This window comes from Sinorhizobium sp. KGO-5 (assembly GCF_036245905.1).
GTDB classification, from domain to species: domain Bacteria; phylum Pseudomonadota; class Alphaproteobacteria; order Rhizobiales; family Rhizobiaceae; genus Sinorhizobium; species Sinorhizobium meliloti_A.
The window spans coordinates 91690-107008 of record NZ_BDIZ01000010.1; the positions used below are offsets into that span (position 1 = coordinate 91690).

The window sequence follows — 15319 nt, forward strand, 5'->3', positions numbered from 1 at the left end:
TCGGCCACCCTTACCTGTCTCCCGCGACTTCCCGGAAAACGGTTCCGCTTTGTGAATTCATGCGCTAGAGAAGCGCGATGCGCGCGATCACCTATCACAAGCGAACCGTCTACTTCCCCGACAAGCCGGAAAAGGCACGCTTCTTCAGCCGCCTTCAGGCGGGCCAATGGGAGCCAGGAACCTTTCGCAATATCGCGCGCTTCGTCGACGAGAAAACGACCTATATCGATATCGGCGGGTGGATCGGCGTGACGCCCTATTGGGCGGCGCAAAGCGCCGACAATGTCATCGTTGTCGAACCCGACCCGGTTTGTTTCGGTATCCTCACCGAGATGAAAGACGGAAACGCCGGCGAGGTCGAACTCGTCAACGCGGCTCTCTCGCAGGACGAATGCCTCGTTCTCAATTCAGTGGGTGGCGGTTTCGGAAGCTCCGAAACGTCTGCGCTGATCGCCGACGACACCGGCATGTCCATCGAGGCAAAAACGATCACCATTCCCGAGCTTCAGGCGATGGCGAGGACCGAACGGCTTTGCTTCAAGATCGATATCGAGGGTTACGAGTACAAGGTGCTCGACCAGTTTCGGGCGATCGACCGGAAGAGGACCGCGAGCGTGCTTCTCGCGGTGCATCCGCAAATACTGGCAGCGTCGCTCTCCGGGCATGCCGTTCTGCGTCTGGCCAGGACTGCGGTGGCGACCCTCCGTCTGATAAGAAGTCTGCGCGGCTTTCGCCTGGAAAACCGGGCGGCGCTCTGGCGCGCGATACGTAAATCGATCTCCAAAGGTGAGATCAAGGGCTTCGACCTGCTCTTCGTCGCGCGGTAGCTGCCCGAGCAGCGCTCGATCCACAGCTTCTTGGGAAAAATGATTCGACAGGGTCAATCGGCTGATATATCGCTGGTTAATCGTTTAATCAGCTTGCGGCGGAAAACTGGACCTTGGCACGTCCCGGACCTAAACTGACGAGGATAGCCACTACTCTCGGCGTCTCCGCGGCGACGGTTTCCAACGCGCTTTCGGGCAAGGGGCGTGTTTCGGCGGAACTCGCCGAAAAGATCCGCGCCACCGCGACGGAGCTCGGTTACGTGCCGAGCCAGGCGGGGCGGGCGCTCAGGACAGGCAGGAGCGGCGTTATCGGTCTGGTGCTGCCCGATATCAGCAATCCGCTTTTTCCCCAGATCGCCCAGGCCATCGAGTTCGCAGCGTCTTCTGCCGGTTACGGCGTGCTGATCGCCGATTCCCGCGGCGACGTCGCGGTCCAGACGAGTGCGATCGAGCGGCTCATCGAACGGGGCGTCGAGGGCATGGTCATCGTGCCGCGCCGCGGGACGCGCATTGCCGATGTCGGTTGCCCGGTTGCAGTGGTGGACACGCCGTCGACGCCAGGCAACACGGTGGCTGCGGATCACTGGGACGGTGGACGCCAGATCGCCGAACATCTCCTGAAGCTCGGCCATCGGCGCCTGCTGATCATCGGAAACAATCCAGCCTCGAACGTACAGAACGACCGCATTGGCGGCCTTCGCTCGGCTTTGGGTGAAGGCGTGCGCGTCGAGACGCTGTGGATCGAGCGGCTGGAGCAGGTAGCCGGCAGGGGTTGCCCGCTGGGGCTGGCCGGGAAGGTAGCGCAGGGCGTGACGGCCTTCGCGGCAGTCTCCGACCTTCACGCATTGCGAGCGCTGACGGAACTGCAGCGCGCCGGTATCCATGTCCCGGAGCAGGCGAGCGTTTCCGGCTTCGACGACCTGATCTGGTCGCCGGTCGTGACGCCGGCGCTGACGACGGTCAGAATGGACATGGCGCGCATCGCAGCGATTGCGATCGAGGCGCTGGTGCAGGCGATCGGCACCCGAGAAGCCGAGCCCGGCCCGCTTGGCGCGCCCGTCGCAGCCACCATTTCGAAAGTGCCCATGCAACTCGTCGTCCGCCAGTCCACGGCGACACCACCCCCCAACGTGCAGCCACCCCCCAACGTGCAGCCACCCATTGTCAGCGAAGGAGAACCGCAGCCATGAAGAACATCCTGCTCGCCTCGAGCGCACTTCTCTTGATCGGCGCCCATGCCGCATCCGCTCAGGAGAAGACACTGACCATCTCCGTCTACGGCTTCGCCCAGGACGCGTTCAAGGAGCTGGTCTATGATCCCTTCGAAGCCAAGTGCGGCTGCAAGCTCGTGGTCGAAACCGGCAACAGCGTCGAGCGCCTCGCCAAGATGGAGGCCAACAAGGCAAATCCGGTCATCGACATGGCAGTCGTTTCCATGGCGGACGCGCTTTCCGCTACGAGGGCCGGCCTGATCGAAAAGATCGATACCTCGAAGCTCAGCAATTTCGACAAGCTCTACGACATCGCCAAGGATCCGAACGGCGACGGCATGAGCGTCGGCTACACTTTCTACGCCACCTCGATCGTCTATCGGTCCGATAAGGTGGAAGTCACGTCCTGGGCCGATCTGCTCGGCGACAAGCTTGCCGGCCATGTGGCCCTCCCGAACGTCACGACCAATCAGGGCCCGCCCACGCTCTACATGATCGGTGAGGCGCTGGGGCAGAATGCGCCTGACCTCAAGGCTGCGATCGCCGCCGTCGGCGAGAAGAAGGATGATATCGTCACTTTCTACGTCAAATCCTCGCAACTCGTGCAGTTGATGCAGCAGGAGGAAATCTGGGCAGCGCCGATCGGCCGCTTCTCCTGGGAGGGCTTCACCAAGATGGATCTGCCGATCAAGTGGGCGACTCCGAAGGAGGGCCAGACCGGCGGCATGAACGTCATGGTCCTGACCAAAGGGTCGAAGAACCAGGATCTGGCGCTTCAGTTCATGGATTTCTGGCTGTCGACGGAAATCCAGACGGCGCTCGCCGAAAAGTTGGTCGACAGCCCGGCCAACAAGGAGGTGAAAGTCTCGCCCGACATTGCCGAGAATCTCACCTACGGCGAAGAGACGGTCAAGAACCTGAAACTGATCCCGTCGGCCGTGGCGCTCGACAACCGGGAAGCCTGGCTTTCCGAATGGAACGCCAAGGTCGGCCAGTAAGAGCCGGGCTCCTGCTTCGCGCGACGCCAGAATCTGCCGGCGTCGCGCCACGTATCCAACGGCGGCACTGCCGCGGAAAGGCGTAGAGATGTTCCACAACCGGGCCGAGGCGCTGGCGCTTGCCCTGCCGGCGGCCGTGTTCGCCGCCGTCGTCTTTCTGGCGCCGGTTGTCATCTTGCTCGCCGAAGGCTTCCGCAATGCGGAGGGCTGGTCGGTATCCGCCTATACCGGCTTCCTTTCCGATCCGCTCAACCGGACGGTGTTCCTGCGCACGCTTCGGCTCGGCGCGACGGTAACCGTGGTCGCGGCCGTCATCGGCTATGCCGCTGCCTTTGCCATCGTCAACCTGCCGCCGAAGGGCAAGGGCCGGATGATCGGCCTCGTCGTCCTCCCGCTGATGATATCGCCGGTCGCGCGCACCTATGCCTGGATCGTCATTCTGGGAAGGACCGGGATCGTCAATCAGGCACTGACGAGCGTCGGCCTGACGGACGAACCGGTGCGCTTCCTGTTCACGGAGACGGCGGTCTTCGTCGGACTCCTGCAGCTCTTCCTGCCGCTGATGATCCTGGCTCTGATCAGCGCGCTCGAAAACATGCCGAAGGACGCGATCCCCGCCGCGCGGGTACTCGGCGCCAATTGGTTTCAGGCCTTCTGGAAGGTCATTTTGCCGCTCACCAAGGAAGGTCTGGTGATCGGCGGAACGCTCGTCTTCACCGGCTCCCTGACAGCCTATATCACGCCGGCGATCCTCGGGGGCTCCAAGGTCCTGATGCTGGAGACGCTCCTCTATCAGCGTGTGACCGTCGCCAATGATTTCGTCTCCGCAAGCGTCATCGCCTTCATCCTGATCGTCATGAGCTTCGCAGCCAACCTTCTCTTGAAGCGGCTCGCCACCGCGAGGAGCAAGCGATGAATTCCCGTCTTTTCCCGGTAACGGTGCTCTTACTCGTCACCGCGTTTCTGATCGGCCCCTTCTTCATCATCGTGGCGGCATCCCTGTCGGGGGGCGAAACGCTTGCCTTTCCGCCGCAAGGCCTGTCGCTGAAATGGGTCGCAAAGGTCTTCGAGGTCGAGAGCTTCCGCGAGAGCTTCACCATGTCGATGCTGCTTGCCATCGGCGGGACGGCTGCCGCGCTCACCCTCGGCATCCCGGCATCCTACGCGCTTTCGCGTTACCGGCTGCCCTTCGGCGAAACGGTGCGCACCGTCGTCTCCCTGCCGATCATCGTGCCCGGCATCATCGTCGGCCTCGCGCTGCTGCGCTACCTCGTCGTTCCCTTCGGCTTCAACATCACGCTCGCGCTCTTCCTGGCACACACGGCGCTCGTCTTGCCCTATGCGGTGCGGGTCGTTTCGGCGAGCCTCAACAATCTGCGCTCCGATATCGAGGAGGCCGCCGTGCTGCTCGGCTCGTCGCGCGCCGGCGCCTTTTTCCGTGTGGTCATGCCGAATATCCGCAGCGGCATTCTCGCCGCCTTCATCCTCGGCTTCGTCACCAGCTTCAATCAGGTGCCGGTTTCGCTGTTCCTTTCCGGCCCCGGCGTGCGCACTCTGCCGATCGACATGCTCTCCTACATGGAGATCACCTATGATCCATCGGTCGCGGCGCTTTCGGCGCTTCTCGCCTTCATGTCCATCGGCATCGTCTTCCTCGCCGAGCGTTTCCTAGGATTTTCCCGCTATGTCTGACCCCGCTTTCCTCAGCCTCGAAAAACTGACGCTCGCCTATGGCGACACCGTCGCGGTGAAGGATCTCGATCTGTCGATTCGAAAAGGCGAGCTTGTCGCCTTTCTCGGACCTTCGGGCTGCGGCAAGACCACGACGATGCGCTCCATCGCCGGCCTGCTGAAGCCGCAATCGGGCCGTATCAGCCTCGACGGCGCCGACATCACCCGCGTTGCCGCGAACAGGCGTTCCGTCGGTCTTGTCTTTCAGTCCTATGCGCTATTCCCGCATCTCACCGTCTTCGAAAATGTCGCCTTCGGTCTGCGGCTGAAGGGCCTCTCCGGCGCGGAGCTCGAATCCCGTGTCGGGACCGGCCTGAAATCCGTCGGGCTGACGAGCTTTGCCGACCGGAAACCGGCCGAGCTTTCCGGCGGTCAGCAGCAGCGCGTAGCACTTGCCCGCTCTATGGTGATGGAGCCGAAGGTACTTCTTCTCGACGAGCCCCTTTCCAACCTCGACGCGCGGCTGAGGCTCGAGATGCGCACGGAACTGCAGCGGGTCCAGAGGGAAACCGGCGTCACGATGATCTTCGTCACCCATGATCAGGGCGAGGCGCTGTCACTGGCCGACCGCATCGTGGTGATGCTGAACGGTGCGATCGAGCAGATCGGCACGCCGGAAGAGATCTATAACCGGCCGGCCTCCGCCTTCGTGGCCGATTTCGTCGGCTTCGAGAATATCTTTGCCATCGAGAACGGCAAATTGCGCGCCGGAAACGGTCCGATCGAGCTTCCCGGGCCTTTGCCGCATGGTGCGGCGGGGCTTGCCTGGCGCCCGCGCATGGTGACCCTGGGGTCAGGTCCTTTCACGGGCACAGTGCGCGGGGCCTCTTTTTCGGGCAGCACGCGCGAATACCTGCTCGATACGCCGCTCGGTGCACTGAAGGCCGAAGTGGATGCGGCCGTGCCCGCGCACGCCGCAGGCACCACGCTCGCCTTCGATCTGCCGGTCGAAAGAGCCGCGAGGCTGGAAAGGTTCAATTGATCCGCCATGGGCATCTGGATCGACACGGATATGGGCTTCGACGACATCGCCGCGATGCTCGTCGTCCTTCACGCCGATGAGGCCGTCGACGGCGTCTCGCTGGTCTACGGTAATGTTCCGCTCGAGCAGGTGAAGCGCAACGCCGCGGCAGCAGCGCAGGCCTTCGGTTGGACCTTTCCGATCCATCAGGGACGGGCGCTACCCGTGCTCGGGAAGCTCGAGACGGCGGAGCGCATCCTTGGCAGGACCGGCATTCCGACGGCGGGAATGAGCCTCCCCGATGCACCCGCCCTGCCGGATAGCGACGCGTTCCTTGCTCTCTGCCGCTGGCTGGAGGACGGCGGCGGTCCACATCGCATCCTGGCGCTCGGGCCGCTAACCAATATCGCTGCCCTTGCTCTGGCACGTCCCGACCTCGCCGCGCGGATCGACGAGCTCACCTGGATGGGTGGCGGTGTTTCCAGTGGCAATCATACGGCGTCGGCCGAGTTCAACGCCTTCGCCGATCCGGAAGCGCTTGCCATCGTGCTCGCCCACGGCGTGCCGTTCCGGATGGTCGATCTCGACCTCTGCCGGAAGGTCATCGCCTATCCGGACGATGTGGAAGCCATGCGCATCGCAGGTGGCGCGAAGGCCGCACTGCTTGCCGATCTTCTCGCGGGCTATGTCGCGATCGGCACGAGCCGTGGAAGGGCGGGCATGGCGATCTACGATCCCTGCGCAGCCGTTGCGCTGGTCGATGGAAACGCTGTGTCGTTTCGCCCGGCGCGAATCGATGTCGAGCTTGCCGGTGCCTTGACGCGCGGCCGGACGGTGGTCGAGACCCGGGGGAGCCACGAGACATTCAACGCCCATTATGCGGTCGACGTGGATGCGGAGCGTGTCCGCGGGCACCTGCTGTGTGCGCTCGCCAAGGAAGCCGCCAGATGAAGGACCTGCAGCAACCCGCCGATCTCGATGACGCCGGCTTGCGGGCGCGCGCAGTTGCCGCCGCACGCGGAGATGCGCCCTTCGACGTGCTCGTGGCCGGCGGCACGGTCGTGGATGTCGTGACGGGCGAATGCCGGGCAGCGGATGTCGGGATCGTCGGCGCGCTCATCGCGAGCGTCCATGCACCCGGGTCGCGCAGCGACGCAGACACGGTCATCGATGCGGCGGGAGCCTACCTTTCGCCCGGCCTTATCGACACGCATATGCATGTCGAAAGCTCGATGGTGACGCCCGCGGTCTACGCTGCCGCCGTGGTGCCGCGCGGCGTGACCACAGTCGTCTGGGATCCGCACGAACTGGGAAATGTGAGCGGACTTGCCGGCGTGCGCTGGGCTGTCGACGCAATGGGCGGTCTGCCCTTGCGCGCCGTGGTGCTGGCGCCGTCCTGCGTGCCCTCCGCTCCCGGTCTGGAGGTCGCCGGCGCGGATTTCGACGCCGATGCCGTCGCGGAAATGCTGTCCTGGCCGGAGATCGGCGGGATTGCGGAGGTCATGAACATGCGCGGCGTCATCGGCGGCGATCCGCGCATGACTGCGATCGTCGAGGCGGGGCTGAAGGCGGGCAAACAGGTCAACGGGCATGCGCGCGGCCTGGCGGGAGCCGGTCTGCAGGCCTTCGTGACGGCCGGCGTCAGCTCCGATCACGAACTCGTCTCCGGCGACGACCTGATAGCGAAGCTCCGCGCGGGACTGACCATCGAGCTGCGCGGCTCGCACGATCATCTTCTTCCCGAGTTCGTGACAGCGCTCGGTGTGTTCGGGCATCTGCCGCAGACGGTCACACTTTGTACCGACGACGTGTTCCCGGACGATCTTCACCGCGACGGCGGCCTCGACGACGTGGTCCGCCGCCTCGTGCGCTACGGGCTCAAGGCCGAGTGGGCGCTGCAGGCGGCAACCCTCAATGCCGCCCGGCGGCTCGGAAGGGCCGATCTCGGCCTGATCGCTCCCGGTCGCCGTGCCGACATCGTGCTCTTCGAGGACATTCGCGATTTCCGTGCGCGGCATGTGCTGGCGAACGGCAGGCTGGTGGCGAGCGGCGGTGGGATGCTTCAGGCGCCCGCCGCGGCCGATGTCTCGCCCTTGCGCAACACGATGAAGATCGAAGCGCTGACAGTGGACGACTTTCGCATCGCTGCCACTGGCAGCACTGCCCGGGTCGTGACGATCGACCGGCCGCGCTTCACCCGATGGGGCGAGACGAGAGCCGAGGTTTCGGGCGGATATCTGGTGCCGCCGAAGGGTACGACGCTGATCGCCGTCGCCCATCGGCATGGCCGCGCCGACAGCCGTCCGCGGGTCAGTTTGCTTGAAGGCTGGGGCGAGTGGCGCGGCGCCTTTGCGACGACCGTTTCGCACGACAGCCACAATCTGACGGTCTTCGGCGGCAACCCCCGCGACATGATGGTTGCGGCCAATGCGGTGATTGAAGCCGGCGGCGGGATGGCGGTCGCTGCCGAAGGCAAGGTCGAGGCGCTGCTGCCTCTGCCGCTTTGCGGGCTTGTTTCGGATACGTCGCTGGCCGAAGTCGCAGCAGGGTTCGCGGCCATTCGCGAGGCTGCCGGTGGGATCGTGGAGTGGCAGCCTCCCTATCTCGTGTTCAAGGCCTGCTTCGGGGCGACGCTCGCCTGCAATGCCGGGCCGCACCAGACGGATCGCGGCATTGCCGACGTAGCGACCGGCAAGCTGCTGGAAAGTCCGGTCCTGGAGACGTTCTGACGCTCTTCAGGCCTCGAGCTCCTGTTCCACCAGGGCGCTCCAGAAGGCAGCGCCGGGACCGATCGCCGCGTCGTTGAAGTCGTAGGCGCTGTTATGGTGCAGCGCGCCGTCGACGGCGGGGCCATTGCCGAGCCAGACATAGCAGCCGGGCGCCTCCAGCGCAAAAAAGGCGAAGTCGTCCCCGGCGGTCGAGGGCGGGAAGCTGGTCAGCGCCTTCTCGCCGAAGACGGACCGGGCGGCCGAAAGTGCGCGTGCCGTCGCGTCCGGATCGTTGACGACCGGGGGAATACGCCGCTCGAAACGATAATCGGCCTCGATTCCGTACATCGCCGCGGTCCCCTGCGCCAACCGGCCGATCTCTTCTTGCAGCTGGTCGCGCACATGCGGCGTATAGGCACGCGCCGTGCCGCCGATCTCGACCGTATCCGGAATGACGTTCAGGGCTTTCGGATCGCCTGCTTGCAGCGCGCAGGCGCTGACGACCGCCGGCTGCAGCGGGTCGACGACCCGGCCGACCACAGTTTGCAGGGAAGCAAGAAACGTCCCTGCCGCCGTGATCGGATCGCGGCCGAGATGCGGCTTGGCGCCGTGCGTGCCGACGCCGCGGAAGGTGAGGCGCCAGCTGTCGGACGAGGCAAGCTGCGGCCCCGCCACGACGGCCATCTCGTCCACTGCAAGGCCCGGCATGTTGTGCAATCCATAGACCGCGTCGCAAGGGAAAAGGTCGAACAGCCCGTCCTCCACCATGCGCCTGGCGCCGCCGCGGCCTTCCTCGGCAGGCTGGAAGATGAAATGGACCGTTCCCGAGAAGTTACGCGTCGCCGCAAGGTGGCGCGCAGCGCCGAGCAGCATCGTCGTATGGCCGTCATGGCCGCAGGCATGCATCTTTCCCGCTATCTTGGATTTGTGGGGCCGATCGGCGAGTTCCGGCATCGCGAGCGCATCCATGTCGGCGCGCAGGCCGATCGCGCGCGTGCCGTTGCCGACCTGCAGCGTGCCCACGACGCCTGTCTTGCCGAGGCCCCGGTGGACCTTGAGGCCTGCTTCTTCGAGGAGCTTCGCTACGAGGTCGCTCGTCCGCTCTTCCTCGAAACCGAGTTCGGGATAAGCGTGCAGGTCGCGGCGAAAGGCCGTGAGAAAGGTGAGATCGTCGACAATCCCGGGGGGCACGCGCATCGGCAGGCATTCCTTGAGCAGTCTGGAAAGGGCCTGAATTCCCCAGCTTTTGGCGCTCGGGTGTGCCCTTTCGGTTTGATCGAAGCGGCAATGGGTATAGACGAAAAACTCTGGGATCAGAACCTTTTACTCACCCGAACGGACGCTTGGCATGACGGAAACGAAGGCGATCGAGCCGCACGATTACTGGCAGGAGGTCTTTCCACCCGGTAGCTTTGTCGGGCACGGCGGCTTCCGCGCCTCTTTTCCGGCCACTCTCGCGGACGGACGCCAGATCCTCCTGCCGATCCGGCCGCTTGCGGACGGCAAGCATGCGCTGGCCTCGCTGATCATCAATCAGGCGAGCTTCGAGGTGGAGGACGCGCTCGCGGAGGAACTGGCCGCCCGACTGGCACCCTTCCGACCGGAAATCGTCGCGGGGCTTCCGACACTCGGCCTGACGCTTGCCGCAGCCGTTGCCCGCAAGCTCGGCCACAAGCGCTATGTGCCGCTCGGAACCTCGCGAAAATTCTGGTACGTCGACGATCTATCCGTTCCCCTGTCGTCCATCACGACACCGGGCCAGAAGAAGCGACTCTACGTCGATCCCCGCATGCTGCCGCTGTTGAGGGGCCGGCGAGTCGCCCTGATCGACGATGTGATATCGAGCGGGGCCTCGATACTTGCCGGCCTGTCGCTGATGGCGGCCTGCGGCATCGAGCCGGTCGCGATCGCTGCCGCCATGTTGCAGTCGGACCGGTGGCGCAAGCCGCTCGCCGACCTCTCTCCGCAATGGCCGGAGCGGACCGTAGGCGTCTTCGCGACGCCGATGCTCGTCCGGGCCGAAGACGGCGCCTGGACCGCGTCCGATACCCGGATCTAACGTTGCCGGTGCCCGCAGGAGCGCCCGGAATGCCCTCGAAAACTTGAAAGTCTTTCGCTCCCGGCGTCGAAATCGGTGGCTAGCGATCATGCGCGCGAAAACGCACAATCGGGTGCTTGCGATGGCGTCCCATCCGGCGAGGCCGCACGGCCTGGATCATACCCCCTGAAGAAATATCGGGGCGCGATCAACTTGCAATGGCCGGGCTCTTGGAGGAGCAACACACCCGGTCTCTGTCGTTCGGCTGCGTCGAGATGACGTCTGCCAAGGGAGGAAAAATGTTTGAACGACTTTTCAAGCTTAAGGAGCACGGCACGACCGTCCGCACGGAAGTGATCGCCGGCGTTACCACGTTCCTTACGATGTCCTACATCATCTTCGTCAATCCTGACATCCTGTCGACCACGGGCATGGACCGCAACGCGATCTTCGTCGCGACCTGTCTTGCGGCCGCTCTCGGCTCCGCCGTCATGGCTCTCGTTGCCAATTGGCCGATCGGCATGGCGCCGGGCATGGGCCTCAACGCATTTTTCGCCTTCACGGTCGTCGCCGCGCTCGGCTTCACCTGGCAGCAGGCACTCGGCGCCGTCTTCATCTCCGGCATCATTTTCCTGCTCCTGACGGTCACGGGGGTCCGAAGCTGGCTGATTGCGGGCATACCGCATTCGCTGCGCAGCGCGATCGCGACCGGTATCGGCCTGTTCCTGGGCATCATTGCCCTGAAAAACGCCGGCATCGTCGTCGACAATCCGGCGACGCTGGTCGGCCTCGGCGATCTCAAGCAGACGGGACCGCTGCTCGCGATCCTCGGCTTCTTCGTCATCGCCGTTCTCGACGCGCTCAATGTCCGCGGATCCATCCTCATCGGCATCCTGGTGGTAACGGTCCTGTCGATGTTTCTCGGCGTGTCGGAATTCCAGGGCATCGTCTCTGCGCCGCCGAGCATTGCGCCGACCTTCCTCCAGCTCGACATCATGGGCGCCCTGCATGGCGGTCTCGTCCACGTCATTCTCGTCTTCGTGCTCGTCGAGGTCTTCGACGCGACCGGCACGCTGATCGGTGTCGCCAAGCGCGCGAAACTGGTGGAAGAGGGCAAGCCCAGCCGTCTCGGGCGTGCATTGCTTGCCGACAGCTCGGCCATCGTCGCCGGCTCGCTGATGGGCACCAGCAGCACGACCGCCTATGTCGAAAGCGCCTCGGGCGTGCAGGCAGGCGGGCGCACCGGTCTGACGGCGCTGACGATCTCGGTGCTGTTCCTCGCCGCGCTCTTCATCTCGCCGCTTGCCGCCGCCGTTCCGTCCTATGCGACCGCGCCGGCACTGCTTTACGTCGCCGGCCTGATGATGCGCGAGCTCACCGAGATCGAATGGGACGACCTGACGGAGGCGGCACCCGCGGCGCTGACCGCCATCGCCATGCCCTTCACCTATTCGATCGCCAACGGTCTCGCCTTCGGCTTCGTAAGCTATGTCGTCCTGAAGGTCTGCACCGGCAAGTGGAACGTCATCCACCCGGCGACCCAGCTCGTCGCGGCACTGTTCATCGTCCGCTTCGCATTCTTCGCCGAGTGAAAAGCGAACAGAGTTGGGCGTGCGAATGCCCCTCATCCGCCTGCCGGCACCTTCTCCCCATTGGATGGGGAGAAGGGACAAGGGGCGGCGCCACGAGTCTCCTTCGCCCCGCCTGCGGGGAGAAGGTGGCCGGCAGGCCGGATGAGGGGCGAAGCCGTGCAGCTTTCCTTTCCCTCTTTGCCAGCGCATCGGTCCGAAAACCGGAAGCTACTTTCGGAAAGCCGTACGCGCAAAATAAAGAGTTAGGCCGTCATTTCGGGTCGTTTGGCGGCCAAGAGATCTACCCGCGCTTCGCCTCGGCGACCCGGCCGTAAATGCGTAGGCGGCTGACGCCGCCAGGCGCACATGCGTGACCGGACCGGCATGTCCAAGCATATCTGCCCCATACTCATGGATGCTGTCGGCGGAAAGCTTCCGGTGCGGCAGAAGCTCTTCCCAGAACATCGCGGAGGAGGCGGCGAGCATGTCGCACCCGGCAGCCACGCCTGCGAGGTCAGCCGCCTGTAGCGAGCAACCGTCCGGGTAGTTGCCCTTGAAGTGCGCCGTGTCGACGACGATGCGATCGACGTGCCCGCGTGCGGCAAGCTTGACGATGATCCAGTCGTAGCCCGGTTCGCGGCGTCGGCGCGTTTCCCAGCCATCGCCCATATTCGTACCCCGGCCGGGCGCAATGAGGCGCTCGTGGCCGTAATGGCCGTTGGAGAAGGCGACGATCCGGCCCCCGGAAAGGCAGGAGGCGAGATCGATCGTCTCGTTCGCCATAGCCTTGAGATCGAGTGCCGGAGTGCCGTAGACCCGCAGCCGGGCGATACCGCCATCCGGATGGATGCGCAACCGGACGTGGCTGTAGACCGCGTCGGAGCGCACGGCGAAGAAGTGATGTGCATTCGGTCCGAGGGCGGTGACCGCCAGCAGTTGGATCCACTCGGTCGCCTCGTCCGGATCTTCCGCCGAATGACAGGCTTCTATCGAGCAGGCGCTCGGATAATTGCCGGTGAAGTGCGACGTGTCGACGTCAAAGCCGGCAATCCGCCCTTTCACGGCGAGCGCGATGACCGCGTAGTCGTGGCCGGCACCGCGGCGGCGGCGGGTTTCCCAGCCGTCCATCCATTTGCCGTTATCGTCGTAAAGGCCGGGGTGGAACGCGGCCGGCTCGTCCTTGAGCATGCGCTCCACCGGGCCGAAGAATTCGTCCGTCGCAAAGAGCGCGCGGGCGCCGAGGCCCGCGGAAGCGAGGTTGATCGTCCCGCCCGCAAAGCCGGGGGGAACTTCAGCGGCGCGCGTCATGGCGCCGCCTCAGTCCGCCAAAGTGTCGCGCAGCCGCAACAGCGCGATCCGCTCCACCTGGCGGCACGCGGTGTTGAACTCGGTCTCCCGATCGTTGCCGATACGGTTCTCGAAGGCGGCAAGAATCTCGTCCTTGCTGCGCCCCTTGACGGCCATGATGAAGGGAAAGCCGAACTTCTCGACATAGGCATGGTTGAGGGCCGTGAAGCGCTCGCGCTCCTGATCCGTCAGCGCGTCGAGACCCGCCGAAGCCTGCTCCGAAGTCGAGCTTTCGGTCAGGCGCTTCGCCTGGGCGAGCTTGCCGGCAAGATCGGGGTGGGCGGTGAGGACGGCTAGCCGTTCCTCGTCGCTTGCCTCGCGAAAGACCGCGCAGAGCGCCGCGTGCAGTCCCGACGCGGTGTCGTTGGCGGGGCCGAGTTCGCCTGCGAAGGCGCGTCTGGCGATCCAGTCCGAGTGCTCGAACACCCCTCCGAAGCGACCAATGAAGTCATCTTTCGACAATCGCGACGGTCGGTTTTCATTCGGCTGGAACGGATAGGTTTCTGCCCAGTAGCGGGCAATGTCGATGCGGCGGGCAAGCCAGACCTTCTCGTGGCTCTTCACATAGTCGAGGAAGCGCGCCAGTGCGGCGGCGCGGCCGGGCCGGCCGACCAGACGGCAGTGGAGGCCGATGCTCAACATCTTCGGCGCGCCGGCAGCGCCCTCGGCGTAGAGAATGTCGAAACTGTCCTTCAGATAGCTGAAGAACTGGTCGCCGCTGTTGAAGCCCTGTGGCGTTGCGAAACGCATGTCGTTGGCGTCGAGGGTGTAGGGGATGACGAGCTGGTGCCGGCCGGCATGTTCGTGCCAGTAGGGCAGGTCGTCCGCATATGCGTCGGAGACGTAGTCGAAGCCGCCGGTCTCGGTCACGAGGTCGAGTGTGTTCACGGAACAGCGGCCGGTATACCAGCCGGTCGGCCGTTCGCCGGTTACGATCGTGTGAAGGCGGATCGCCTCGGCAATCTCGGCGCGCTCGCGCTCCGCGTCGAAATCCTTGTGCTCGATCCATTTGAGGCCGTGGGAAGCGATTTCCCAGCCGGCGTCCTGCATGGCGGCCACCTGTGCGGGCGATCGCTTGAGCGCCGTAGCGACGCCGTAGACGGTTGCCGGTATCTCCTTTTCGGTGAACAACCGGTGCAGCCGCCAGAAACCGGCGCGCGCGCCGTATTCGTAGATCGATTCCATGTTCCAGTGGCGCTGGTCTGGCCAGGCCTGAGCGCCGACGATTTCCGAGAGAAAGGCCTCCGACGCCGCGTCGCCATGAAGCACGCAGTTCTCTCCGCCCTCCTCGTAATTGATCACGAATTGCACGGCGATCCGGGTGCCGTCGGGCCAGGCGATGCGCGGGTTCGGACCATGGCCCAGGAGATCGCGGGGATATCTCATAGCAGCAGCTCCTCCAGAGATTGTCTCGTCGCCCAATTCGTAGCGAGAATTCCGCTCTCCCATTCCCCCCGAAAAATTTGAAAGTCTCGAAGGTTGAGCCCGCTACACAAGGGCGCCCGCCCCCCGGATACTCTATCCTCGATGTTGACTTTCGGAGGAGCGACAGAATGCAAGTTCAAGACGGAACGCCCGGGCGCCTGACGACCCACGTATTGGACACGGCGAGCGGGAAACCGGCAAGCAATCTGCGCATCGATCTCTACCGGATTGAAGGTGAACGGACGGAGCTTCTTTCCTCGACCCGCACCAACGATGACGGGCGCTGCGATGCGCCGCTTCTCAACGGCTCCACGATGGCAACCGGAACCTACGAGCTGCGCTTTCACGCCGGAGAATATCTCGGCACTGCGGACGAGCGCGGCACGCACCCGTTTCTCGACGTGATCCCTATCCGCTTCGGGATCGCCGACCGGGCCGCGCATTATCACGTGCCGCTCCTGCTTTCGCCCTACGGCTATTCCACCTATCGCGGGAGCTGACG

General features: G+C 64.5%; 13 protein-coding genes and 1 pseudogene. 11 read left to right on the top strand and 3 right to left on the bottom strand.

From position 1 onward, the window contains the following. The first annotated feature begins 77 nt into the window (after positions 1-77). The 8 genes from BHD07_RS27470 to BHD07_RS27505 all read left to right on the top strand — a co-directional run bounded on the left by BHD07_RS27470 (position 78) and on the right by BHD07_RS27505 (position 8457). Positions 78-827 carry an FkbM family methyltransferase gene (locus tag BHD07_RS27470; protein ID WP_338283880.1) on the top strand — a complete coding sequence of 250 codons (750 nt, stop codon included), beginning with the start codon at positions 78-80 and terminating at the stop codon, positions 825-827. A gap of 113 nt (positions 828-940) precedes the next feature. Further along, positions 941-2017 (top strand): LacI family DNA-binding transcriptional regulator, encoded by a 1077-nt coding sequence (locus tag BHD07_RS27475; protein WP_338283881.1) that lies wholly within the window; start codon positions 941-943, stop codon positions 2015-2017. Further along, positions 2014-3036, top strand: a complete 1023-nt coding sequence (locus tag BHD07_RS27480) for an ABC transporter substrate-binding protein (RefSeq protein ID WP_338283882.1) — start codon at positions 2014-2016, stop codon at positions 3034-3036. Before BHD07_RS27475 ends, BHD07_RS27480 begins: the two co-directional genes overlap by 4 nt. An 88-nt stretch (positions 3037-3124) precedes the next feature. Further along, the gene (locus BHD07_RS27485; protein ID WP_338283883.1) at positions 3125-3952 is read left to right on the top strand and encodes an ABC transporter permease; all 828 of its coding nucleotides are present in this window, start codon (positions 3125-3127) and stop codon (positions 3950-3952) included. Further along, positions 3949-4728 carry an ABC transporter permease gene (locus BHD07_RS27490; RefSeq protein ID WP_100670462.1) on the top strand — a complete coding sequence of 260 codons (780 nt, stop codon included), beginning with the start codon at positions 3949-3951 and terminating at the stop codon, positions 4726-4728. Before BHD07_RS27485 ends, BHD07_RS27490 begins: the two co-directional genes overlap by 4 nt. Continuing rightward, positions 4721-5749, top strand: a complete 1029-nt coding sequence (locus BHD07_RS27495; RefSeq protein ID WP_100670460.1) for an ABC transporter ATP-binding protein — start codon at positions 4721-4723, stop codon at positions 5747-5749. Before BHD07_RS27490 ends, BHD07_RS27495 begins: the two co-directional genes overlap by 8 nt. 6 nt (positions 5750-5755) lie before the next feature. Further along, a complete protein-coding gene (locus BHD07_RS27500) occupies positions 5756-6679 on the top strand; it encodes a nucleoside hydrolase (protein ID WP_338283884.1) in 924 nt (307 codons plus the stop codon). Next, on the top strand, positions 6676-8457 hold the full coding sequence (locus BHD07_RS27505) for an adenine deaminase (protein ID WP_338283885.1): 1782 nt from the start codon (positions 6676-6678) through the stop codon (positions 8455-8457). Before BHD07_RS27500 ends, BHD07_RS27505 begins: the two co-directional genes overlap by 4 nt. A gap of 6 nt (positions 8458-8463) precedes the next feature. On the opposite strand, the gene BHD07_RS27510 is transcribed toward BHD07_RS27505, so the two are convergent. Further along, positions 8464-9633 carry a M20 aminoacylase family protein gene (locus BHD07_RS27510; RefSeq protein ID WP_100670454.1) on the bottom strand — a complete coding sequence of 390 codons (1170 nt, stop codon included), beginning with the start codon at positions 9631-9633 and terminating at the stop codon, positions 8464-8466. 151 nt (positions 9634-9784) lie between these two features. On the opposite strand from BHD07_RS27510, the gene BHD07_RS27515 reads away from it, so the two are divergent. Together BHD07_RS27515 and BHD07_RS27520 are read left to right on the top strand one after the other, a co-directional pair. After that, complete coding sequence (locus BHD07_RS27515) at positions 9785-10495, top strand: phosphoribosyltransferase (RefSeq protein ID WP_338283886.1); 711 nt, start codon at positions 9785-9787, stop codon at positions 10493-10495. Between the two features lie 278 nt (positions 10496-10773). Beyond that, positions 10774-12066, top strand: a complete 1293-nt coding sequence (locus BHD07_RS27520) for an NCS2 family permease (RefSeq protein ID WP_014530473.1) — start codon at positions 10774-10776, stop codon at positions 12064-12066. Positions 12067-12346: 280 nt separating this feature from the next. On the opposite strand, the pseudogene alc reads toward BHD07_RS27520, so the two are convergent. Together alc and puuE are read right to left on the bottom strand one after the other, a co-directional pair. After that, positions 12347-13353 (bottom strand): annotated as a pseudogene (gene alc / locus BHD07_RS27525) (allantoicase). Between the two features lie 9 nt (positions 13354-13362). Continuing rightward, positions 13363-14778 carry an allantoinase PuuE gene (gene puuE / locus BHD07_RS27530; RefSeq protein ID WP_338283887.1) on the bottom strand — a complete coding sequence of 472 codons (1416 nt, stop codon included), beginning with the start codon at positions 14776-14778 and terminating at the stop codon, positions 13363-13365. A 167-nt stretch (positions 14779-14945) separates the two neighbouring features. Between puuE and uraH the strand changes: the two genes are divergently transcribed. Further along, positions 14946-15317, top strand: a complete 372-nt coding sequence (gene uraH, locus BHD07_RS27535) for a hydroxyisourate hydrolase (protein WP_100670442.1) — start codon at positions 14946-14948, stop codon at positions 15315-15317. Positions 15318-15319: the final 2 nt, after the last annotated feature.